General features: G+C 53.1%; 21 protein-coding genes. 11 read left to right on the top strand and 10 right to left on the bottom strand.

Annotated elements, in window-relative coordinates:
• Nucleotides 1–86 precede the first annotated feature (86 nt).
• From V6575_RS17710 to hspQ, 3 genes are all read left to right on the top strand, one after another.
• Nucleotides 87–992: a lysophospholipid acyltransferase family protein gene (locus V6575_RS17710; RefSeq protein WP_340276221.1), complete on the top strand. Its 906-nt coding sequence runs from the start codon at nt 87–89 to the stop codon at nt 990–992.
• 129 nt (nt 993–1,121) lie between these two features.
• Nucleotides 1,122–2,162, top strand: coding sequence for an HpcH/HpaI aldolase/citrate lyase family protein (locus V6575_RS17715; RefSeq protein WP_340276222.1), 1,041 nt, complete (start codon nt 1,122–1,124; stop codon nt 2,160–2,162).
• Between the two features lie 105 nt (nt 2,163–2,267).
• A complete protein-coding gene (gene hspQ, locus V6575_RS17720; protein ID WP_340276223.1) occupies nt 2,268–2,591 on the top strand; it encodes a heat shock protein HspQ in 324 nt (107 codons plus the stop codon).
• 184 nt (nt 2,592–2,775) lie between these two features.
• Here hspQ and V6575_RS17725 read toward each other — a convergent pair whose 3' ends face one another.
• Nucleotides 2,776–3,390 (bottom strand): invasion associated locus B family protein, encoded by a 615-nt coding sequence (locus tag V6575_RS17725; protein ID WP_340276224.1) that lies wholly within the window; start codon nt 3,388–3,390, stop codon nt 2,776–2,778.
• 362 nt (nt 3,391–3,752) lie between these two features.
• Between V6575_RS17725 and V6575_RS17730 the strand changes: the two genes are divergently transcribed.
• The 4 genes from V6575_RS17730 (at nt 3,753) to V6575_RS17745 (ending at nt 9,131) form a co-directional block, all read left to right on the top strand.
• Entirely contained in the window at nt 3,753–5,522 is a 1,770-nt protein-coding gene (locus V6575_RS17730; RefSeq protein ID WP_422785603.1) for an extracellular solute-binding protein, read from the top strand.
• 19 nt (nt 5,523–5,541) lie between these two features.
• Nucleotides 5,542–7,170: an AMP-binding protein gene (locus tag V6575_RS17735; protein WP_340276226.1), complete on the top strand. Its 1,629-nt coding sequence runs from the start codon at nt 5,542–5,544 to the stop codon at nt 7,168–7,170.
• Between the two features lie 31 nt (nt 7,171–7,201).
• Nucleotides 7,202–8,386, top strand: a complete 1,185-nt coding sequence (locus V6575_RS17740; protein WP_340276227.1) for a response regulator — start codon at nt 7,202–7,204, stop codon at nt 8,384–8,386.
• Between the two features lie 73 nt (nt 8,387–8,459).
• Entirely contained in the window at nt 8,460–9,131 is a 672-nt protein-coding gene (locus tag V6575_RS17745) for a DsbA family oxidoreductase (RefSeq protein ID WP_340276228.1), read from the top strand.
• Nucleotides 9,132–9,243: 112 nt separating this feature from the next.
• On the opposite strand, the gene eno is transcribed toward V6575_RS17745, so the two are convergent.
• Together eno and kdsA are read right to left on the bottom strand one after the other, a co-directional pair.
• The gene (gene eno / locus V6575_RS17750; protein ID WP_340276229.1) at nt 9,244–10,518 is read right to left on the bottom strand and encodes a phosphopyruvate hydratase; all 1,275 of its coding nucleotides are present in this window, start codon (nt 10,516–10,518) and stop codon (nt 9,244–9,246) included.
• Nucleotides 10,519–10,688: 170 nt separating this feature from the next.
• Complete coding sequence (gene kdsA, locus V6575_RS17755) at nt 10,689–11,534, bottom strand: 3-deoxy-8-phosphooctulonate synthase (RefSeq protein WP_340276230.1); 846 nt, start codon at nt 11,532–11,534, stop codon at nt 10,689–10,691.
• Nucleotides 11,535–11,837: 303 nt separating this feature from the next.
• Here kdsA and galU point away from each other — a divergent pair, with 303 nt between their 5' ends.
• From galU to V6575_RS17770, 3 genes are all read left to right on the top strand, one after another.
• Nucleotides 11,838–12,731, top strand: a complete 894-nt coding sequence (gene galU, locus V6575_RS17760; RefSeq protein ID WP_340276231.1) for a UTP--glucose-1-phosphate uridylyltransferase GalU — start codon at nt 11,838–11,840, stop codon at nt 12,729–12,731.
• Between the two features lie 138 nt (nt 12,732–12,869).
• On the top strand, nt 12,870–14,174 hold the full coding sequence (locus tag V6575_RS17765; RefSeq protein WP_340276232.1) for a nucleotide sugar dehydrogenase: 1,305 nt from the start codon (nt 12,870–12,872) through the stop codon (nt 14,172–14,174).
• Nucleotides 14,175–14,301: 127 nt separating this feature from the next.
• On the top strand, nt 14,302–14,733 hold the full coding sequence (locus V6575_RS17770) for a DUF4864 domain-containing protein (RefSeq protein ID WP_340276233.1): 432 nt from the start codon (nt 14,302–14,304) through the stop codon (nt 14,731–14,733).
• A gap of 3 nt (nt 14,734–14,736) precedes the next feature.
• Here V6575_RS17770 and tgt read toward each other — a convergent pair whose 3' ends face one another.
• The 6 genes from tgt to coaD form a co-directional block, all read right to left on the bottom strand.
• The gene (tgt, locus tag V6575_RS17775; protein ID WP_340276234.1) at nt 14,737–15,882 is read right to left on the bottom strand and encodes a tRNA guanosine(34) transglycosylase Tgt; all 1,146 of its coding nucleotides are present in this window, start codon (nt 15,880–15,882) and stop codon (nt 14,737–14,739) included.
• Nucleotides 15,883–15,888: 6 nt separating this feature from the next.
• Nucleotides 15,889–16,995 (bottom strand): tRNA preQ1(34) S-adenosylmethionine ribosyltransferase-isomerase QueA, encoded by a 1,107-nt coding sequence (queA, locus tag V6575_RS17780; RefSeq protein WP_340276235.1) that lies wholly within the window; start codon nt 16,993–16,995, stop codon nt 15,889–15,891.
• A gap of 57 nt (nt 16,996–17,052) precedes the next feature.
• Nucleotides 17,053–17,460 (bottom strand): VOC family protein, encoded by a 408-nt coding sequence (locus V6575_RS17785; RefSeq protein WP_340276236.1) that lies wholly within the window; start codon nt 17,458–17,460, stop codon nt 17,053–17,055.
• The gene (locus V6575_RS17790) at nt 17,460–17,933 is read right to left on the bottom strand and encodes a peptidylprolyl isomerase (RefSeq protein ID WP_340276237.1); all 474 of its coding nucleotides are present in this window, start codon (nt 17,931–17,933) and stop codon (nt 17,460–17,462) included. Before V6575_RS17790 ends, V6575_RS17785 begins: the two co-directional genes overlap by 1 nt.
• 55 nt (nt 17,934–17,988) lie before the next feature.
• Nucleotides 17,989–18,504, bottom strand: coding sequence for a peptidylprolyl isomerase (locus tag V6575_RS17795; protein ID WP_340276357.1), 516 nt, complete (start codon nt 18,502–18,504; stop codon nt 17,989–17,991).
• 63 nt (nt 18,505–18,567) lie between these two features.
• Complete coding sequence (coaD, locus tag V6575_RS17800) at nt 18,568–19,068, bottom strand: pantetheine-phosphate adenylyltransferase (RefSeq protein ID WP_340276238.1); 501 nt, start codon at nt 19,066–19,068, stop codon at nt 18,568–18,570.
• 184 nt (nt 19,069–19,252) lie between these two features.
• Here coaD and V6575_RS17805 point away from each other — a divergent pair, with 184 nt between their 5' ends.
• Entirely contained in the window at nt 19,253–19,633 is a 381-nt protein-coding gene (locus V6575_RS17805) for a hypothetical protein (RefSeq protein WP_340276239.1), read from the top strand.
• A gap of 93 nt (nt 19,634–19,726) precedes the next feature.
• On the opposite strand, the gene gyrA is transcribed toward V6575_RS17805, so the two are convergent.
• On the bottom strand, nt 19,727–22,537 hold the full coding sequence (gene gyrA / locus V6575_RS17810; protein WP_340276358.1) for a DNA gyrase subunit A: 2,811 nt from the start codon (nt 22,535–22,537) through the stop codon (nt 19,727–19,729).
• Nucleotides 22,538–22,612 lie beyond the last annotated feature (75 nt).

Consider the following 22,612-nt stretch of genomic DNA (forward strand, 5'->3'; position numbering starts at 1 on the left):
TAATACATCCAATAGGGCCGGTCAGTATGAAACGCTGATCAGTTAGAAACGGGTCCGCCGTTTCTCGCAAGCCCGGTTCAGTCCAAATGGTACTGCCTTTCGCAATGATCTCAGCGCAAAGTCTGAAAAACCTCAAATACAGATTTGAAGCAGCAGGTTTGAGGCTGGCGATTTTCCTGTTTCGCCTGATACCAGTGGACGCCGCCTCAGCCGTTATGGGATATCTCTGGCGCAAAATTGCACGGTTCAATCCGCGCCACAAACGAGCTTTGCGTCATCTTGAATTGGCCCTGCCGGACACAACGCCCGAGCAACGCGAAAAAATCATATCCGGCATGTGGGACAATTTGGGCAGGGTGACCGCCGAAACGTTCCATATTCCAGACCTCCTGCCGCAAACGTCCCGGTTTGAAATATCCGTCGATGCCGTGACGCAAAAGGTTTTTGATGGTCAGCAGCAAGCCGTTTTTGTTTCGATGCACTCAGGCAATTGGGAAATGTGCGTTCAGCCGCTTGTGCAGGCCGATTGCGATGTTGCTGGTGTCTACCAGGCCCTGAAGAATCCGTTTGCCGATAAAGCCTTGAGCAACATGCGCAAGGACATGTATCGCCTGGGTCTTTATTCCAAGAGCCACAAAACGGCCCGCAAGCTCGTCAGCATCGTCCGCCAGGGCGGTATTATAGCGATCATGGGAGACTTGCGCGAAACCAGAGGTATTAAAGTACCGTTCTTCGGACGCGAAGCCTATGCCAATCCGGTTCCCGCGACCCTCGCCAGATCAGGAGGAGTTCCGATCGTCGTCGGGCGCGTCGTTCGGACACATGGAGTGCATTTTCGCGTTGAGGGCCGGGCAATCGACGTACCTGTGACGTCGGACCGTAAAGCCGATATCCAGTCGGCGACTGAAGAAGTCCATCGCGTGTTTGAAGAATGGATCCGGGAATACCCGGACCAATGGATGTGGATCCATCGCAAGTGGGCCAAGGCCTGAAACCCGTATCGGTCTAAGTGCTTGATGGTATGTTCTGAAGGCAATTGCCTTGTTCTAATGTGGAATATGTGCACCGCATCAATCAGACTATAAATGAACATGAATTTCTTGTTCAGGAGAGACAGCGCCGTGAAAAATCCCAGAGCTTTTTACCAGCCGCTTGCCATTGGAGCCCCTGCTCCATACCGCGAGTTGCCTGTTGCCCTGGAACGGATGATCCACTTCGTGCCTCCGCATATTGAAAAAATGCGAGGCAAGGTGCCAGACCTGATCAACAAGGTCGATGTGGTTCTGGGAAACCTGGAAGATGCGATCCCTGCCGATGCAAAGGTGGCAGCACGGCGCGGTTTTATCCAGATGACCAAGGACAATGATTTTGGCCAGACCGGTCTGTGGACACGGGTTAATTGTCTGAATAGCCCCTGGTTTCTTGATGATCTGTTGGAAATTGTCACCTCTGTCGGAGACAAGCTGGACGTCATCATGCTGCCGAAGGTGGAAGGCCCGTGGGATATCCATTATTTGGATCAGCTTCTGGCTCAGCTGGAAGCTCGCTCAGGCATTAAAAAGCCGATCATGATCCATGCGATTCTAGAGACTGCAGAGGGCGTCAAAAACGTCGAATCCATTGCGTCCTCCAGTCCGCGCATGCATGGCATGAGCTTGGGGCCGGCAGATCTGGCGGCATCTCGTGGTATGAAGACAACCAGGGTCGGCGGCGGGCATCCCGATTATTCCGTACTGGCCGACGCCTCTGAAAACACGGCAAGAACTGCTTACCAGCAGGACCTTTGGCATTATACCGTGGCCAAGATGGTCGATGCCTGCCTGTCCTGCGGCTTGAAACCATTCTACGGACCATTTGGCGATTTTTCGGATTCAGCGGCCTGCGAATCCCAGTTCCGCAATGCCTTCCTGATGGGTTGCCTTGGGGCCTGGTCGCTACATCCAACTCAAATCGAACTGGCAAAGCGGGTCTTCAGTCCTGATCCGGCAGAAGTCGCCTTTGCAATCAAAATCCTTGATGCAATGCCTGATGGCACCGGTGCCGTGATGATCGATGGTAAAATGCAGGATGATGCAACCTGGAAGCAGGCCAAGGTTATTGTGGATTTAGCGAAACTGGTGGCAAGCAAAGACCCTGAGTTGGCAAAAATTTACGGTCTTTAGAGACTTGCCTGATTATAATTTTTCAAATTGCTGGCAAGGAAAAGACCTTGCTACTGGGTAGAAGAGGTTCTATTTCCGGTCAAACTAGCTGATTAGGTTGAAAAAATGCGTACGGCAAAATTTAAAATAGGTCAGGTCGTGCAGCACCGAATCTATCCCTTTCGTGGGGTGATCTTCGACGTAGACCCTACTTTCAGCAATTCTGAGGAATGGTGGGAATCCATTCCTGAGGATGTTCGGCCTATACGCGATCAACCATTCTATCATCTGTTGGCTGAAAACGAGGAGACAGAATATGTCGCCTACGTCAGCGAGCAGAACCTCATACCTGACATTACCGGCGATCCCATTCGCCACCCTCAGGTTGACGAAATTTTCGAGGAACAGACTGACGGCTCCTACCTGCCCAAATCAGTCGAAATCCACTGAACGCCCCTCATTCAATAAGAATGCTGGCTATTCGTGACGATCAGTTTTTTGGTCTGAACGCAAAATATCCTATATCCAATGCATTGAGCCCTTGAAGAAAGACGCTCCGCAGACACAGGCAATAAAAAACGCCGCTCCGAATTATCGGGCGGCGTTTTCTAAATTACAGTGCTGAATTTTTGACTTACTCAGAGCTTTTCTGGGCTTCAATCAACTTCTGGCGGGCTTCATCCGCACGACGCTGAAGTTCTGACTGCAATTCTTCCTGCTTTTTCTGCAGTTCGGCAACATCCATTGGTGCACCATCATAAACCTTGGTAAAGCCTATGAGTGTCAGCTCAAGTGGAATGGCTTTCGCCTGCTGGTTCAACGTTGTGAGAACCAACTTGCCGCCCTGCTTCATCGAATTGACGAATGCAGCATCGATTACAAGTTCCGAATAACATGCATTCGGGAAGCAGATACCGTATTTTGCCTGAACCTGCTTGCCATTATCGATCTGGACCCGAAGGCCCGGCTGGATCAACATGCCGGTTGGCACAGCAATCAAAAGCGTCTTACGCGCTTCGCCATCGATTTCGCGGATAGCAACAGAACTCAGGAACTGGCCTGTGTTCGTACGAAGCTCCTGCGTAACCAGGCAAATTTCCTTATTTGCCGCCGGGTCAACGTTACAAACCTTCACCCATGGGGACTCAGTCTCTGCCGCATCCTGCGCCGAAACCGTCGCTGTAGAAGAAGAAATAACCAGCGCAGCAAGGGCACTGCCGATCAAGCCTCTTTTGAAAAAACGTTTCATTCGAACCATCCTCAATCGTACGTCCGCTAATCTGTTGACGTTCTCGTGCATTCCTGACGTAACTTCAAGTGCCCCAGTCCCTCTTTCATACCGGAAAGAGCGTAGCTCGTTTAATAGGGCAAGAGGGTGACCGATATGCAACGCCTGCAAAAAAGCCTAGAATCCTGAATAACAGGGGCTATCGATCAGTCAGTTCATGGAATTCGTTTACCATGTGATAGCATTTGCAGAAGAATCAAAAGCCCAGAGCTTAAATCATGATCGAAACTGCTCATTGCCTTAAGTCTAGGCGTCTGAAAATTACGTCCATTTTGGTCGCAGCTGGTTTTGTGGCTTATGGCGCACTGTCTTTCTCTCCGGCAATGGCGGAAGAAGTGCAATCGGCCCATGCTATATCAATGCATGGCGATCCGGCATTGCCTGCTGATTTCACGTACCTGCCCTATGCCAATCCGGATGCCCCCAAGGGCGGTGTTCTTACGCTTGGCGTTCAGGGAACGTTCGACAGTTTGAATTCTTTCATCGTGCAAGGCGGCTGGACAAGCGCGCGCGGCATGAAGGAACGGCAATTCGGCAATAATATATTCGAAAGCCTCCTGACGCGTTCTTATGCCGAACCGTTTACACTTTATGCTCATCTTGCAGAAAGTGTTCGCATGCCCAAAAGCCGGGAATGGATTGAATTCACCTTGAATCCGAATGCGAAGTTTTCAGATGGCTCGCCTGTCACCGTTGAAGATGTGGCTTTTTCCTTTGATATCATCCGCGACAAGGGACGACCTCCCTACCGGAATTGGTATGGCAAGATCATCCGCAAGGAATATCCCTCAGAGCGGACCATTCGCTTGGTGTTCGAAAATGGTGACAATCGCGAACTGCCGCTGCTGATTGCCCTTGCTCCGATCTTGTCTAAGTCCAACACCGACTCCGAGAATTTCGAAAAGTCAACGCTGAAACCACCGATTGGCTCGGGTCCTTATGTTTTTGACGAAATAGATCCTGGCAAACGTGTGGTTTATAAGAAAAACCCGAACTATTGGGGCAAGGACCTGCCGGTTAAGGCGGGCTTCGATAATTTCGATGAAATACGGGTAGAATACTTTCGGGATGAAACCACACTTCAGGAGTCTTTCAAAAAAGGCCTCATTGACGTCCTGCAATTCCGAGACCCGGCCCGCTGGACGACTGGTTTTGACTTTCCGGCAGCCAAGGACGGGCGGGTCACTCAGGAAGAATTTGCTCTTGGAATACCCTCCAACATGCAAGGCATTGCCTTCAACACAAGACGCGAGGTCTTCTCAGACGTTCGGGTCAGAAGAGCACTCGCCGAGCTGTTCGACTTCGAATGGGTGAACCGTAACATTTACTACGGCCTCTACAAACGCACGGCAGGCTACTGGGACAATTCCATTCTCTCGTCAATCGGGCGCGCTGCAGATGACCGTGAGCTGGCCCTTCTGGCAGACTTCCCGGATGCCGTTGAGCCTGATGTTCTGGATGGAAGCTGGAGACCTGCTGAAGCTGATGGATCTGGACGGGATCGCAAGATCCTCAGATCTGCCTTGGGCAAATTCAAACAGGCCGGTTATGACCTCAAGGATGGCAAGATGGTCAATTCGGCCTCCGGAGAGGCTTTGGCATTCGAGATTCTCACCAAGAATGAAGACGAGGAAAAACTCGCCCTCGCCTACATCAGAACCTTGACCCTGCTTGGCATCGACGTTTCGGTCAGAACCGTTGATCCCTCTCAGTTTGAAGATCGCCGGATCAAGCGTGAATACGACATGGTGTTTAACACCTGGTCTGCATCCTTGTCTCCAGGCGGAGAGCAATATGGTCGCTGGTCGAGTGCATCTGCAGATGCCACGGGCTCGTTCAACATTGTAGGCGCCAAGGATCCGGCAATTGACTTCCTGATCGACGCGATGGTCGGGGCACGCAGTAAGGAAGACTTTGTAGCAGCTGTGCGCGCCTTTGACAGGGTGCTGATATCAGGCGCTTATGCCGTGCCGCTCTATCACGTTCCAAACATCTGGTTTGCGCGCTGGGATACCGTCCAGCCTCCAGAACACCATTCCCTCTATGGCGATGAATTCGACACCTGGTGGTCGACCTCAACCGCGCAGAATTAATCGGTAAAGTGGAAAGATCATGAAAGCCATTTCCGAAAGTCTATTGACCGAACACCATAAAGACGGCGGTTGGGGTGACCTGACACTTTATGACCTGTTCAAGGCCACGGCCCAGGCACATCCAGACCGGCTTGCCATTGCTGATGCTCCGGACCGAGAGGAATGGACTGGGGGTGCGCCTCGGAGCGTCACCTATGCCGAGGCTGACCGGGAGATCGACAAACTGGCAGCGTTTTACAACGCCGTTGGGTTGAAGGCTGATCACGTCATCGGCATACAGTCACCCAATACCGTCGATACCGTAATAGCTTTTCTGGCTGCATTGCGCGCTGATCTTGTTGTGTCTCCCTTGCCGTTGCACTGGCGACAGAAAAACGTTCTGGCGGCGCTCAATTCCATCGGTGCAAAGGGGTTCATCGCTGCCGACCGCGTTGAGACGCGTATGGTTGGAGCCGATGCACGCGATGTGGCTGGTGACCTGTTTTCTCTTCGTTTCGTTTTCGGTCTTGGTACGGATATCCCGGATGGTTTGATTGAACTGGGACCAATGCTGGCCGAAATGGGCGACGATCTAACCCTGCCGGAAAGTGAGAGATCAGAGGCTGCGGACCACACAGCAACGATTTCCTGGAGCCGCTGCGGTGGTGAAACCGTTCCCGTGACGCGCTGCCACAATCACTGGATATCAGCCGCTCAACTGGCAATGGCCGAGAGCAACCTTCAAGACGGCTCAAAGCTGCTCGTCCCCTATTCTCTCAGCGGCCTGACCGGGCTTGGGGCCGGCTTGTTGCCTTGGTTGTTGTGCTCTGGGAGCCTTTACCTGCATCACCCGACCTCCCTGGCTCGGCTTGCGAAGCATGCAAATTCAGTTGGCGCTGATTATGTTCTGACGCCGGGTCCTCTGGCTCAATTGCTGGATAAGGGCCTGAGCAGCAAGTCTGTCACAATCGCTGCTGCCTGGAGTATTTCAGCCCCGCCCCCGATTGCTTTCAAACCACGCCACCCCTTGATTGATCTGCATATCGCCGACGAGTTCGCTCTGGTTGCGCGAAAACGAACACATGCGACAAGCGTCGAGGCCGTACCACTGGGAAAGCATGACGGGTCAAACGGGCGTGAGAGCGGGCCAGCCCTATTGGATATCACGGTAGAGAAAGAAGAAGGTGTCGGAAATCCAACCCTTTTGATGAAAGGACCAGCTGTTCCTGGAACCAGCTGGCGGACGATCCCTGCTGAAAAAGCGATGTCCATTGATAAGAACGGCTACCTCAAGACCGGGATTATGGTCGAGGAGCTGGAAGACGGCCTAGCCGGTTTCGGCATCCCGGGTGCTTATGCGCCGGGAGGAAGTGGTCTTGAGGCCATCGACTCGGTTTATAAAACGTACCCTGGGCTTCAGGACGCTGCCGCCTTTCTTGTGGAAGACGACGTGATTGGCGCGCGCGTTTATGCTGCTCTGGTTCCCTCTCCCGGTTCCGTGCCCGATGCAAAGGCGTTCTTCGCCTACCTCGATGCAGAAGGTGTTGATCTTGCACAAATTCCCTTCAGGGTATTGATCATGCAATCAATTCCGAAACTGGCTGATGGAACGGTGGATCGAGACCGTATGACAACGCGCACACAGCGCCGCTCTGCGCAGGTAGCCTAATTCTCTTGTTCTTCGTTGATATTGGCTTGTAATGGATAGCAGTTCTTCACTTCTCTGGCACGGGCCTGCTTGGTTCGCCGGTCGTTCTCTGCCCGGGTCTGCAGGACCTATTCCGGGCCTGAGTGCCGATGTCGATCTGATTGCTGCGTTCGAGGCAGCAACACAGCCACCATCCACCTTGCCATGCGTAGTCCTTGTCGACGTCAACACGGTCAATGCTCTCAACGATCCGCAAATGTTCTGGAATTGGCTGACCAAGAACATTGCGGCGTTGAAGACAGATGTTCCCGTGCTCTTGCTTTGCGCACCAGGCACCATATTACCGCAACGGCCACGTGCTGATGCGGTGCTCGATAGTGCAATTCCTGACTACACGCTCTTTGATATCATTTGTGACGTTCAGCGAGCGTTGATGCGCTCGGAAGAAGCCCGCCTCAGGCGCCTTAGCTTTGGTAGAATTCCAGGATATGGAACTGCCGCTCATTACAAGGGCGCAAGTGGCGTTCTCGTCATCGGGATGGGCGGTCGGTTCTTGCAGGTTCAGCAAGCCAGCCAACGCAAAGTTGAAGTCATTGGTGCATTCAGTCAACAAATGGGCGAAGATTACCTCGCACAGCGCGCCTTTGACGCTGTGATCCTTGACTCTCCCTTCGACGAGACTCTGGAAAATTTGCACAAATTGAGAATGGACGCGCGCTTTGCTTCCTTGCCAGCTATCGCGATCACTGAGATCGAAGCTGATGTTCCGACGCTTTATCGTGCTGGGGCCACAGATGTACTCAAGCTTCCTCTCAGCAACGCTGACTTGCAACTGCGCCTGGCGGCTGCCATTCGCTCCGGCAAGCGGCGGCGACTGGCGGATAAAACTCTTGCAGAAAGTCACAAGTGGCTCGCCCAACAGCTAACAACGGGCGGCGTATCTCAGGATTATTATGCGCGTTATTTGAAGCAGGCAGGTGCTGCGCTTAAATTGCGCGGCTTGGAAATCTGGGAAATGAAACTCTTGCCAGAGAATTTTTCCAAGGCCAATGCGTCCACTCTCTTGGCGCCCAACCTCTACGGAACGGTTCTGTCGATTGCCGCAGCGACCAGTCGCGAAGAGGATCTGGTTTGTTTCGTACATGATGTTGGCCCGATCGCCGTGTTGAAAAGCGAGAGAGGTAAAGAGAATCTGCAGGCGCGCATTAACGCAATTCTTGGACATACGCTTCTTTAAGCTTGTTGCCACTGGAAACGACTATGCAAAAAACCTAATGTTATAGGGAACGCATGCGATAAAGGACAACAAGATGGCTGATGACGCTGCAATTGCCGTAGATGTGGTTTCAGATGTGATGTGCCCATGGTGCTACATCGGTAAACGGCGGCTGGAAGCAGCGCTTGCTCTGGTCCCGGATATTAGTGTCGATGTCCGATGGCATCCCTATCAACTGGATTCCAGCTTGCCGAAGGAAGGCAAGGACCGGCAAACCTATCTGATTGATAAATTCGGTCCGGAGCGATCGGTGTCATTCTATGAGACTATCAAAGCCGCTGGTGCGGAAGAAGGCATTGATTTTGCCTTCGACAAGATCAAGCTGTCTCCCAACACACTTGATTGCCACCGGCTGATTCTTTGGTCCCGGGCTGATAATTTGCAAAACGAAGTGGTCGAACTCCTGTTCCGGTCCTACTTTCTGGAAGGTGGTGACCTTACCAAGGCCTCAACGCTGGTCGAAATCGCGGAGGCTGCTGGCATGCAGTCAGACCTCGTGGAGCAGCTTCTGGAAACTGATAGCGACCTTGAAAAGACCATGCAACACGTTGCAAGGGCTCAGGAAATGGGCGTTACGGGGGTCCCGTGCTTCATCATTGATGGGCGATTTGTTATTGCTGGCGCTGAAAAAGTCGACACGCTTGCAGCTGCCATTCGCCATGCTCAGGAAACACATACAAGTGAACCTGAAGCCGCCGAGGGCTGAGCAGATTATAGTCGTGACCTAAATCATTCAGCAACTGAACATATAAAAACGCCCCAAGCTGATCAGCTCGGGGCGTTTTTTTCATTCGCCCCCTATATACGGAGGAAGTTTATCAGGCTTTCAGGATCGATGTGCCTGCATAGACCGCCTGAGGTCCAAGCTCTTCTTCGATACGGATAAGCTGGTTGTACTTTGCCAACCTGTCAGAGCGTGCAAGTGAGCCAGTTTTGATCTGGCCGCAATTTGTCGCAACCGAAAGATCCGCAATAGTGCTGTCTTCGGTTTCACCGGAGCGATGGGACATCACAGCCGTGTAAGCAGCCTTATGAGCTGTCTCAACTGCGTCCAATGTTTCGGACAATGTGCCGATCTGGTTGACCTTGATCAAGATCGAATTGGCGACCCCCATATCAATTCCCTTGCGCAAGCGCGTGGAATTGGTGACGAACAGATCATCGCCGACTAGCTGACACTTGTCGCCGAACAGATCAGTCGCAGCTTTCCAGCCATCCCAATCGTCTTCTGCCAGACCATCTTCTACCGAGATGATCGGGTAACGGTCGACAAGATCGCCCAGGTACTTGGCCATTTCTTCCGGATCAAGTGAGCGTCCTTCACCTTCCAGAACGTACTTGCCATCCTTGAAGAACTCAGTTGAAGCTGCATCAAGCGCCAGGAACATGTCTTCGCCAGGCTTGTATCCGGCTTTCTCGATTGCCTTCATGACGAAACCAATGGCCGCATCGGTGGACTCAAGATTTGGCGCAAAGCCGCCTTCGTCGCCAACGTTGGTGTTGTGGCCCGCGTCGCTCAAGGCTTTCTTCAGCGTGTGGAACACTTCAGCGCCCATACGCACAGCTTCTTTCAATGAAGAAGCGCCGACCGGCATGATCATGAATTCCTGAAAATCAATCGGGTTATCCGCATGCGCGCCGCCGTTGATGATGTTCATCATTGGGACTGGCAAAGTACGTGCAGACGTTCCGCCAACGTAGCGGTAGAGCGGCAAGCCAGTGCATTGGGCAGCGGCACGGGCCACCGCCAGAGACACACCCAGAATGGCATTTGCGCCAAGGCGCGCCTTGTTCTCGGTTCCATCCAGATCGATCATCGCCTGATCGATTTTCAGCTGATCTTCAGCATCGAGACCGCCAACCGTATCAAAGATGTCGCCATTGACGGCATCAACGGCCTCAAGCACGCCCTTACCCAGGAAACGTGATCCGCCATCGCGCAACTCAACAGCTTCATGAGCGCCTGTGGACGCACCAGAGGGAACAGCAGCGCGACCGAAGGATCCATCTTCCAGGAAGACATCGACTTCAACCGTCGGATTGCCGCGGCTGTCGAGAATCTCACGTCCGATAATATCAATAATTGCGGTCATCGTTCACTCCATATACGTGCCGCCGAGCGGCGTTTGTACGTTTACGCTTTGGCTCAAAGAACTTTGGCGAGTGCTGCACCAGGAGAAGGCTGGCGAGCTGGTTTGGTCCCGGACTGTCCGGGAAAAGGCAGGCATGACACCATCATATCACGACCATAAAGGGCATAAATTCAAGAGGCTGGGCGATTTTTGACAACAGCGTCTATGGCTTTGAGTTCGGCAAGCAGGGCACCGAGGTCCTTCAAAGCAATCATGTTCGGGCCGTCAGATGAAATCGTGTTGTCAGGGTCCGGATGAGTCTCAATAAAAAGACCACCGACGCCGACAGCGACGGCCGCCCGCGCCAGAACGGCAACCATGCGACGATCACCGCCAGATGATCCACCAAGTCCACCGGGTTGTTGGACGGAGTGAGTTGCATCAAACACCACCGGAGCGCCAGTTTCAGCCATAATTGGTAACGCGCGGAAATCACTGACCAAGGTGTTGTAGCCAAAGCTCGCACCGCGCTCCGTCAACAGTACATTAGGGTTTCCGCTCTCCACGACCTTCATCAAGACGTTCTTCATGTCCCAGGGAGCTAGAAATTGCCCCTTTTTGACATTCACAACAGCGCCAGTATTGGCTGCGGCGATCAGAAGATCTGTCTGACGGCAAAGAAAAGCCGGTATCTGCAGAACATCGATCACTTCCGAAACAGGAGCACATTGTTCGGCAGTGTGAACGTCGGTCAGCACCGGCATCCCATATGTTTCTTTGATTTCAGCAAAAACCGGCAACGCGTCCTTGATTCCAACGCCTCGAGAGGCTGACAGCGATGTCCGGTTAGCCTTGTCGAAAGACGATTTGAAAACCACCGAAATTCCGAGCCCGTCAGTAATTTCCTTGATGGCTGCTGCACATTCGAGAGCGTGCGCGCGGCTTTCCATCTGACAAGGACCGGCTATCAGGCTGAAGGCTGACGTGTTGGAAAAGGCTACGGATCCGACACGAACTTCAGTATTCGGCAGGGACATGACGTTTCCTTTTGTCTGACCGCCCAAATAGGCGCATCGAAATTTGCCCGTTCAATAGCCTGTCTGCGGCAGCGTCGCAACATATACGCCGACCGGAAAGTCGTTTGTCTGATCATAGTCCTGTTGAGAGGTTTTTTTGTTTACATACGCAGCGTTATTATAATTCTGTCTTGTCATTTAAATCACACACAATGCAATCTAAACAACAATCCTGCGTTTTACTTTTGATAGGTATTTATGCCGCATTTGTGGGTGACGACTCGCTCTGCAACATTCGTACTGCACCACGGGAAATACAGATAGATGAATAAACCGATCCGCAAAGCCGTTCTGCCTGTGGCAGGTCTTGGAACCCGTTTTTTGCCTGCCACCAAGGCTGTGCCCAAGGAAATGCTGACGGTCGTTGACCGGCCAATCGTTCAATATGTTGTTGAGGAAGCCAGGGCCGCTGGCATCGAACACATTGTCTTCGTCACCGGACGAAACAAGCATGTCATCGCTGACCATTTTGACAGAAATTATGAACTGGAAGAAACGCTGAAGAGCCGTAACAAAATTTCGGCTTTGAACCTTCTAGAAAAACTACGGCCAGAGGCGGGCTCAACCAGCTTCACCCGACAGCAGGCTCCGCTGGGCCTTGGACATGCTATTTGGTGTGCGCGCGAGATCATCGGGCCTGAGCCTTTTGCGATTCTGCTTCCGGACATGATCATGAAGTCCGATCAGGGCTGCCTAAGTCAGATGGTTGACGTTTATAACGAAAAAGGGGGCAACGTGATCTCTGTTGAGGCCGTCCCTGAAGATCAGACCCACAATTATGGCATTGTCGAAGTTGATGGCGATGCAAAAGCTGAGACCTTCGGCATCACTGGTATGGTGGAAAAGCCTGCAGCCGGCACAGCGCCGTCCAATCTTTACATCAACGGACGCTATATCCTGCAGCCTGATATCTTCGACCTTCTGGAAAATCAGGAGACCGGTGCCGGTGGAGAAGTCCAGCTTACGGACGCCATGCTGGCCTTGATGGAGCAGCAAACTTTCACTGGATTGCGCTACACGGGCCAGACCTATGATTGCGGATCGAAAGCCGGTTTTCTGAGTGCCAACATTGCCTACGCTTTGGAAAACCCGGAATTGGCCGCTGAACTATTGCCGTTGCTGGAAGAGATCATCAAAACATCAGGCGCCGCAAAATAGCCTGCAATAGGCAGCGCAGTTTATGCGCGACTTGCAAATAGGCACGGGTTACGATTAGGACAAGATCAGGCAGTCTTCGGGCTGGCTGATCTTTTCGTTTTTGCACTCTATGACGCTAGACCAAGGTATCTTACCACAATGACCACTGCCCCCAATTCTGCAGCGCGTATTGCTATTGTCGGACTGGGGTATGTGGGGCTTCCCGTTGCGACCGCTTTTGCATCGGCTGGCTACAAGGTTACCGGATTTGATGTCAAAGAAACCCGTCTTGCGGAATTGAAAAACGGCAAGGACAGCACTGGCTCGGTCGACCTTGAGACACTTCATAACGACAACCTGACTTTCACCTTATCACCTCAGGACATGGCCCATTGCGATGTTTTCATCGTTGCTGTGCCAACGCCGGTGGATACGTCCAAACGGCCAGATCTGACACCTTTTTCAAAAGCTGCTGAGACTGTTGGATCGGTCATGAAGACGGGCGCGATTGTCGTTTTCGAATCAACTGTCTTTCCAGGCGCAACCGAAGACGTTGCCGTTCCTGCTCTTGAAAAGTCCTCTGGGCTTACATTCGGCAAAGACTTTGCAGTCGGCTATTCACCAGAGCGGATCAATCCTGGAGATACAGAACGCGAATTCAAAGACATCGTGAAGATTGTCTCCGGCAGTTCGCCAGCCGTGACCGACACGCTTTGCGCCCTCTATGGTTCTGTTGTGACTGCAGGCATTTACCGGGCCTCATCAATCAAGGTCGCTGAAGCTGCAAAAGTCATTGAGAACACACAGCGGGATCTCAACATTGCGTTGATGAATGAATTGTCGATGCTGTTCCATGCCATGGGAATCGATACGAGAGATGTTCTGGCAGGCTCTGCGACCAAATGGAATTTCCTGCCCTTCCAGCCAGGTTTAGTGGGGGGACATTGCATAGGCGTTGATCCCTATTATCTGACCCACAAGGCACATGAGCTTGGCATGACGCCACAAGTGATTTTAGCCGGTCGCGGAACCAATGAGGCCATGCCGGCCTTTGTCGCGGGTAAGATCATTCAGGCCTGCGTCAAACTCGGACGCTCCATGCCGCCCAAGATCACGGTGCTGGGTATCACTTATAAGGCCAATGTCCCTGACACGCGGAATTCGAAAGTCGTAGACCTGATCCGGGAGCTTCAGGACTTCGGAGCAGACGTTCGTATTTTCGATCCGAATGCAGATCCGGATGGGGTCTTGTGTGAGTATGGCCTGCTGCTCTCAGAGGAAACAGACATCACTGATGCGGATGCCGTGGTTCTTGCAGTCCCGCATGATGTGTTTTTCCACGATGGCGACGCGTGGCCATTGATTTCCAGATTGCTTGGTGATGGTCGCTGTCTGGTTGCCGATATTCCAGCAAAACTGTCGCGCGATGAAACGCCTGAAAATGTCGAATTATGGCGTCTCTAATGTAATAAATGACAATAAAATGAGAAAATATTACACGAATACGACTGTTTAGCCATCATTCGCAGTAATCTTCTTTCAAGAATCACGCGTATACTGATCTCATTCCAACACCAAGGAGCGGTCCGTTATGCGGTTCATTTTCTTTGTATGTGTTTGCGTCCTTGTCGGGCTGTTACCGGCCGGAAACCATGCCCACGCGCAGTCTGGAAAAGACGGCGCTACAGCTCTTCAGAAAATCATCACAAACCAGATGAAGGCTTTCGCGAACGGCGATTATGCCAAGGCCTTTTCCTTCGCGACCCGCGACCTGCAGCGCAGGTTTCAGACACCTGATGTCTTCATGGAAATGGTGAAGCAAGGTTATCAGCCCGTCTACCAGCCCAAGAACGTCAGTTTTGGCGCACTCAAGGAAACCAAAGGCGGTCCAATTCAGGAGGTCTATGTGGTGGGCCCGAAAGGACATGACTGGCTGGCGCTCTACAGCTTCGAACAACAGCTAGATGGTTCCTGGCGGATATCAGGCTGCGTTCTCAAAAAATCTCCAGGCCTTTCGGCCTGAATTTTAAACCGCTGTGATATCGCCTTTTGCCCAGTCGGCCTTGGTCTCCTGATAGAAGGCTTCGAACCGGCTGGCCTCAATCGCATCGCGCATGCCCTGCATCAGGGTCTGATAGTAGGCCAAATTATTCCAAGTCAAAAGCATGGCGGCCAAGCCCTCGCCTGCGCGTACCAGGTGATGAAGATATGCGCGTGAGTAGACGCTCGTTGCCGGGCATAAAGCTTCCTCATCCAGCGGGCGCGGATCTTCTGCGTGGCGGGCATTCTTCAGGTTAACTTTGCCGAAGCGCGTATAGGCAAGTCCATGGCGCCCGGCTCTGGTCGGCATGACGCAGTCGAATTGGTCAATACCGCGTTTCACGCTTTCGAGGAGATCATCAGGCGTACCGACACCCATGAGATAGCGAGGCTTGTCGGTCGGCATCACCGGCGTTGTGATATCGAGCATCTGAAGCATCACGTCTTGCGGCTCGCCAACAGCAAGACCGCCGACGGAATAACCTTCAAAAGGCATTTTACCAAGTTCTTCCGCAGACCTGATCCGAAGATCCTGAACATCACCGCCCTGAACAATACCATAGAGCCCCTGCCCCTTTCCGGGGCCGCCCATGGTTTCAAACTGAGTGCGGGACCGTTCGGCCCAACGAAGCGACAATTCCATCGCGCGCTGCACTTCCTCACGTGGTGATGGCAGTTTGATGCATTCATCCAGCTGCATTTGTATGTCTGAGCCGAGCAGGCCCTGTATTTCCACAGACCGTTCCGGAGTCAAATGATGCTTCGAGCCATCAATGTGGCTTTGAAAACGCACGCCATCCTCATCCAACTTGCGCAGCTGTGCCAGTGACATGACCTGAAAACCGCCACTGTCGGTGAGGATCGTGTGCGGCCAGTTCATGAACTTGTGCAGGCCACCCAGCCGCGCCACACGCTCCGCCGATGGGCGCAGCATCAAATGATAGGTGTTTCCAAGGACAACATCTGCACCGGTCTCACGCACCTGTCCGGGATACATCGCCTTGACGGTTGCCTGCGTTCCAACCGGCATGAAAGCAGGCGTGTTGACGATGCCGTGGGGCGTCTGGATTTCTCCGCGCCGAGCCATGCCATCGGTCTTGGTCAGCTTGAAGGAAAACGGGGTCTGAGGCATCTTGAATTATCCTTCTTCGCCATCTTTGGCGGGAAACAGCAAAGAACCATCGCCATAGCTGTAGAACCGATAGTCTGTGTTAATCGCATGGGCATAAGCCCGATGCATGGTCTCAAGACCTGAAAAGGCCGAAACCAACATGAAAAGCGTCGAGCGAGGCAGATGGAAATTGGTCATCAGCGCATCTATGGTGCGGAAATGATAGCCAGGCGTGATGAAGATCGACGTCTCGCCTCGAAATGGCGCCAATCCCTCAGCGCCCTGACTGGCACTCTCCAGAATTCTGAGCGACGTGGTGCCAACAGCCACAACCTTGTTGCCCCGAGCTCTGACAGCCTTGAGTGCCTCAACAGTCTGAGCGCTGATGTCTCCCCATTCGGCATGCATTTTGTGGTCGCCGGTGTCATCTGCCTTGACCGGCAAGAATGTTCCAGCGCCAACATGTAGGGTTACCCGGTGCTGTTCAATGCCGCGCTGATCGATCTTTGCCAAAAGCTCCGGCGTAAAATGAAGCCCGGCTGTAGGTGCCGCAACAGCACCCTTTCGGTCAGCAAACATGGTCTGATAGTCGGACTTGTCCTGCTCGTCTTCACCGCGTTTGAGGGCAATATAGGGCGGCAGTGGAATATGCCCGACGCCTACAATCCCATCATCCAGCGCAGAACCGCTTCGGTCAAACACCAAAAGCGTTTCTCCGGCATCGCGTTTCTCGGCAACCGTGGCTTCCAGAAAGCCTGAAGAATCCACTGCCGCATCAGCGCAGACATCGCCGACAAACCGAATTACATCGCCCATGACCAGTTTCTTGGCAGGACGCACAAAAACCCACCAACGGTCGTCACCTGCTCGCAAATGCAAGGTCGCGCTAATTTTGGCAACCGCATCGCCGCGTGTCCGTGTTCCCTCCAGCTGAGCCGGAATGACCTTGGTATCGTTGAAGACAAGCGCATCACCCGGCTCAAGGCAATCTGCCAGATCAGAGACACCGGCATCGGTCAGCTCACGATCACCTCCCGGGCGCACGACAAGCATCCGGGCAGAATCACGCGGACGGGCTGGACGCAGGGCGATCCGCTCATTGGGAAGATCAAAATCGAAGAGGTCGACACGCATGGGTCTATAACAATCGCTCGTGAAAGTGTGCTTCAAAAACCGAATTAAGCCGGGGATCTAAGCTGTCCAGGCCCGGTTTTGAAACACAAGCCGATAGCCATCCGGGTCTTCAAATGTTTTTCCAACCACATCCCAATAGGGATTGTTGGACGCTGCGGGCTGATAGCCATGGAGGCGCATGCGGTCAACTGCTGTTTGCCATTCCTGATGATCAGGCAAATACAATACCAGAAGGTTTTCAGACCCCACAGCCCTCGACGCTTCAACACCCGCCTCTTTCACAAGCTCCAAGTGCCAGGGTGCCTGTGGATACCCAAGAACCAAGCCGTCAAATCCGTCATGGTCAGCGAATGATGCAAGAATACTGAACCCGGCACCATCACAATAGAAATGTTTGAGCGTGGCGAGGTCATTGGCAGGCCTCGCCACGCGCAGGATCGGGATCTTTGGTAGATCAGAGTTCATCAGGCAACGTCAGCTGCAACCTTGATGGAGACAATGTTGTCAGGGTTCTGAACTGGCTCGCCGCGTTTGATCTTGTCGACATTTTCCATGCCTTCAGAAACCTGGCCCCAAACAGTGTACTGACCATCCAGGAAACCAGCTTCGCCGAAGCAGATGAAGAACTGGCTGTCGCCGGAATCAGGGTTCTGAGCACGGGCCATAGAACAGACACCACGACCATGATGTTCGTCGTTGAATTCTGCTTTCAGCTTTTTGCCGGAACCGCCTGTACCTGTTCCCTGTGGGCAACCGGTCTGAGCCATGAATCCTTCGATTACACGGTGAAAAACAATACCGTCATAAAAACCTTCGCGAACCAGTTCCTTGATGCGCGCAACATGGTTTGGTGCAATGTCAGGCTTCATTTCAATCACGATGTGCCCTTGAGTGGTTTCCATCAAGAGTGTGTTTTCGGCGTCTTTGTACTCAGCCATCGGTATCTCCGTCGTTTGCGAGGCGCATTGCCTCTGTCTTATGTTGTTTTGCCGGTTAGCCAGCGTCAGCAGCAACCTGCATTTTTACGATCTTGTCCGGATTTGCCGGCGGCTCGCCCTTGGCGATGTTGTCGACCAGATCCATGCCATCGACCACTTCACCCCAGACCGTGTATTGGCCATTGAGGAAATTGCCATCGTCAAACATGATGAAAAACTGGGAATTCGCGCTGTCCGGGCTTGCTGCACGTGCCATGCCAAGAACGCCGCGCTTAAATGGCTCTTTTGAAAACTCGGCCTTGATGTCAGCTCCCTTGGAGCCGCCCATGCCAGTGCCGGTCGGATCACCAGTCTGGGCCATGAAGCCATCAATTACACGGTGAAAGATAATGCCATCATAGAAGCCTTCACGGGTCAATTCCTTGATGCGTGCAACGTGGTTTGGCGCAAGATCCGGGCGCAACTTGATAGTCACCCGTCCGTCTTTAAGGTCTAGATAAAGTGTGTTTTCCGGATCGAGATCCTGGGCGCCAGCCAAAGCTGGTGCAAACATGATTGACGCAATGAGCATCACAATTGAAAGCAAACGAGACACATGGAACTCCATTTGGTCGGGGAAACGTGTGGCCTTGGGTCAGCCCCTGGCTTTATCAGCCAGAGGTCCGGCCACAGTCGGCGGAACGAAAGCACCTGCATCGCCGCCCATTTTGGCGATTTGACGTACAAGCGTGGCGGTGATGTGGCGACTGGCAGGGGAAGCCGGTAAAAACACTGTTTTGATGTCCGGTGCCATGGTGCCGTTCATCCCTGCCATCTGCATTTCATAATCAAGATCAGTGCCGTCGCGCAGACCACGCACCAAAAGATTGGCACCAAGGTCACGGGCGGTCTCAATGACCAGATTGGAGAAGGAAACAACCTTGATCCGAGCTGCTTCATCAGTTCCAAAAGCTGCAATGGCGCAATCATGGATCATCTGGCCGCGCTCTTCGAAAGTGAAAAGCGGCACTTTTCCTGGATGAATGCCAATCGCAACGATGACTTCATCCGCCAAAGCAAGCGCCTGGCTGAGGATATCAAGGTGGCCATTGGTGACGGGATCAAAGGAACCCGGATAAAGCGCTGTCCGTTTCATGGCGCACTCCATAGCTTGATCGAGCCGGTACGACAAGCCGGAAAGCCGAAACTAGACAGGGTAGAGCAGATCCCCAGTGGTTATAAAGCCGCAGTTTTGTGATGGGCATCACGACACAATGGGAAAACAACCGTCATTTTAGTCTCATCGACACACAGGGCATTACGCCCGGGAGGAAGCGAACATGACCCATTGCAGCGCCTTTCAAACCAATACGTTCTTGCAGGAATTCGGCAACCAGTCGTTTGACGATCACTCCCAAGCCGTCGGCACACGTGTTGTCAGCGTTCTGATCCTCAGCATTCTCGCAATCATTCTGGCAGTCTTCCTTGCATTTGAACCTTTGAACGCCAGTGCCAGAGCGGCTGACCAGAGCGCAGCTCTGGGAAAGTCTGACCGAATCGAAAGCGACCAGACTGGTAACTGCAATGGGGTGGCAAGGCGCGCTTGCGGCGTTTCCCTCTCTGAAAACATTACTGTTCGAAAGGTTGGTTTTGTTACGATCGACCGCCCATCTACCGAGCCGAACACATCCAATCTGGTTCGCGTTCCAAGAGGCAGCTAGCAAGCAAGAGCACCTCACACTCGAATGCAAAAACAGCGGCTCAGACATTTCTGTCTGGCCGCTGTTTTCATTTGAGTTTACTGGTCCGAACGCTTACTCGGCGCTCGGCTCACCATCTGTTTCCGGCTTGTCGTCTGAACCTGATGTGTCGTCGGCAGAGCCTTCTGGTGAAGCAGAAGCTACGCCGCCCTCACCCGTTCCTTCGGCCTCAGCGCCATCAGCATCTTCGATGTCATCGTCATCAACCTCGCTGACACGTTCCACGGCAACGACACTTTCATCGGTGGCTGTCTTGAAGACAATAACGCCCTGAGTCGCGCGACCTGCGATGCGAATGCCCTCAACCGGGCAGCGGATCAATTGACCGCCATCTGTGACCAACATGATCTGATCGTTGTCGTCGACCGGGAACGAGCCAATCAATTGACCATTGCGCTCATTCACAGCCATGGCTGTGATCCCCTTACCACCACGCCCGGTGACCCGGTACTCGAACGATGAGGTGCGCTTGCCATAGCCATTTTTCGACAGCGTGAGGATGATCTGCTCAGCGGCACTCATTTGCGCATAACGCTCCTGAGGCAGCGGACCGGCCACAACATCCTGTTCGTCTTCAGGTCCAGAATCAGTGGACGCATCATCAGCTTCACCGCGCAAGGCTCGGGACATCTTCAGATAGGCTGCCCGTTCTTCCGCATCAACATCAATGTGATGCAGGATCTGCATGGAGATCACGTGATCCTGGTCCGGAAGCCGGATGCCGCGCACACCGACAGAATTGCGTCCTGCAAAGACACGCACATCCGTTACCGGGAAGCGAATGCACTGGCCGGTTGCTGTGGTTAGCATGACGTCGGAATGTTCAGAGCACGTTTCAACGCCGACAATGCCGTCACCGTCATCCAGCTTCATCGCAATTTTACCGTTGCGGTTGATCTGAACAAAGTCGGACAGTTTGTTCCGGCGTACGGTGCCACGCACGGTGGCAAACATCACATCGAGGTTTGCCCAGCTTTCCTCATCCTCCGGCAGCGGCATAAGCGAGGTAATCTGCTCTCCCTGCTGTAGAGGAAGCATATTGATCAGAGCTTTGCCCTTGCCGGTTGGTCCGCCAAGCGGAAGGCGCCAGACCTTCATCTTGTATGCTATGCCACGAGAAGAGAAGAACAGCACAGGCGTATGGGTGTTGGCCACGAACAGGCGTGTGACGAAATCCTCGTCCTTGGTTGCCATGCCCGAACGCCCCTTGCCGCCTCGGCGTTGAGCCCGATAGGTCGCCAGCGGAACGCGCTTGATGTAGCCCGCATGGGACACGGTCACGACCATGTCTTCACGCTGGATCAGATCTTCTTCATCGAAGTCTGCACCGCCATCGATAATCTCGGTCTTCCGCGGGGTCGCGAATTCTTCGCGAATCTCGAGCATTTCAGTCCGAATAATGTCTTGAATCCGCTCGCGAGACCGCAGGATATCAAGGTATTCAGTGATTTCGGCACCAATCTTGTTGAGTTCTTCCTCAATTTCATCGCGTCCCATCGCCGTCAGGCGTTGGAGCCGCAACTCAAGAATGGCCCGGGCCTGTTCTTCAGACAGCTTGTAGGTACCGTCGTCCTGAACCAGATGACGTGGATCATCAATCAGACGAATGAGAGACTCAACATCCTGAGCTGGCCAATTGCGTTCCATCAACTGGCGACGGGCGGTCGCTGGATCGGGAGCCGCACGGATCAGCTTGATAACTTCATCAATATTGGCAACGGCAATGCCCAAGCCGACCAAGATATGGGCACGATCACGACATTTGCGCAGCAGGAACCGGGTCCGCCGTCCAATGACTTCCTCACGGAAGGCAACAAAAGCCTTCAACATGTCGGACAAGTTCATCAGTTCCGGCTTGCCGCCATTCAGTGCAACCATGTTGCAGCCAAAAGAGCTCTGCAGCTGCGAGAAGCGATAAAGCTGATTGAGAACAACGTCAGCAACCGCATCGCGCTTCAGCTCAATAACAACGCGCATACCGGAGCGATCGCTCTCATCGCGAATATCGGAGATGCCTTCGATGCGCTTGTCGCGAACAGCCTCGGCGATCTTTTCGATCATCGAGGATTTATTCACCTGATAGGGGATTTCCGAAATGATCAGGGCGAAGCGATCCTTGCGGATTTCCTCAACCTCAACACGGCCACGCATGACGACCGAGCCGCGTCCGGTTTCAAACGCGGAGCGAATGCCTGAGCGCCCAAGGATTATGCCTCCGGTCGGGAAATCCGGACCAGGAACAATCTCCATGAGCTCTTCAAGGCTCAACTCCGGATTTTCCATCATGGCGATGGCAGCGTCGATAACTTCGCCCAGATTATGCGGCGGAATATTCGTTGCCATACCAACGGCAATGCCGCCAGCACCATTGGCCAGGAGGTTTGGGAACTTGGCCGGAAGAACAACCGGTTCGCTTTCCGAGTTGTCATAGTTTTCCTGATAATCGACTGTTTCCTTGTCGATATCATCAAGAAGCTTATGAGCAACCTTCTTCAGGCGGCATTCTGTATAACGCATGGCCGCAGCGGGATCGCCATCGATCGAGCCAAAGTTGCCCTGCCCGTCGATCAGCGGCAGTCGCAGCGAAAAGCTCTGCGCCATACGGACCAAGGCGTCGTAAATCGCGCTGTCACCATGGGGGTGGTATTTACCCATCACGTCACCGACGACACGTGCCGACTTGCGATAGGGTTTATTCCATTCATAGCCGGTTTCATGCATGGAATACATGATGCGGCGGTGCACTGGTTTCAGGCCGTCCCGGACGTCAGGAAGCGCACGGCTGACGATCACGCTCATCGCATAATCGAGATAGCTGCGCTTCATTTCGTCGACGATGGAAATCGGCTTGATGTCGGAAGGCATTACGCCACCCGGAGTGCTGGTATCCTGATCAGCCAAGGATTGTACTCATATCGTTGTTATTGCTTTTTCTTTTAT

The sequence above is a fragment of the Roseibium algae genome (assembly GCF_037783265.1).
In the GTDB taxonomy this organism is placed as follows: Bacteria; Pseudomonadota; Alphaproteobacteria; order Rhizobiales; family Stappiaceae; genus Roseibium; species Roseibium algae.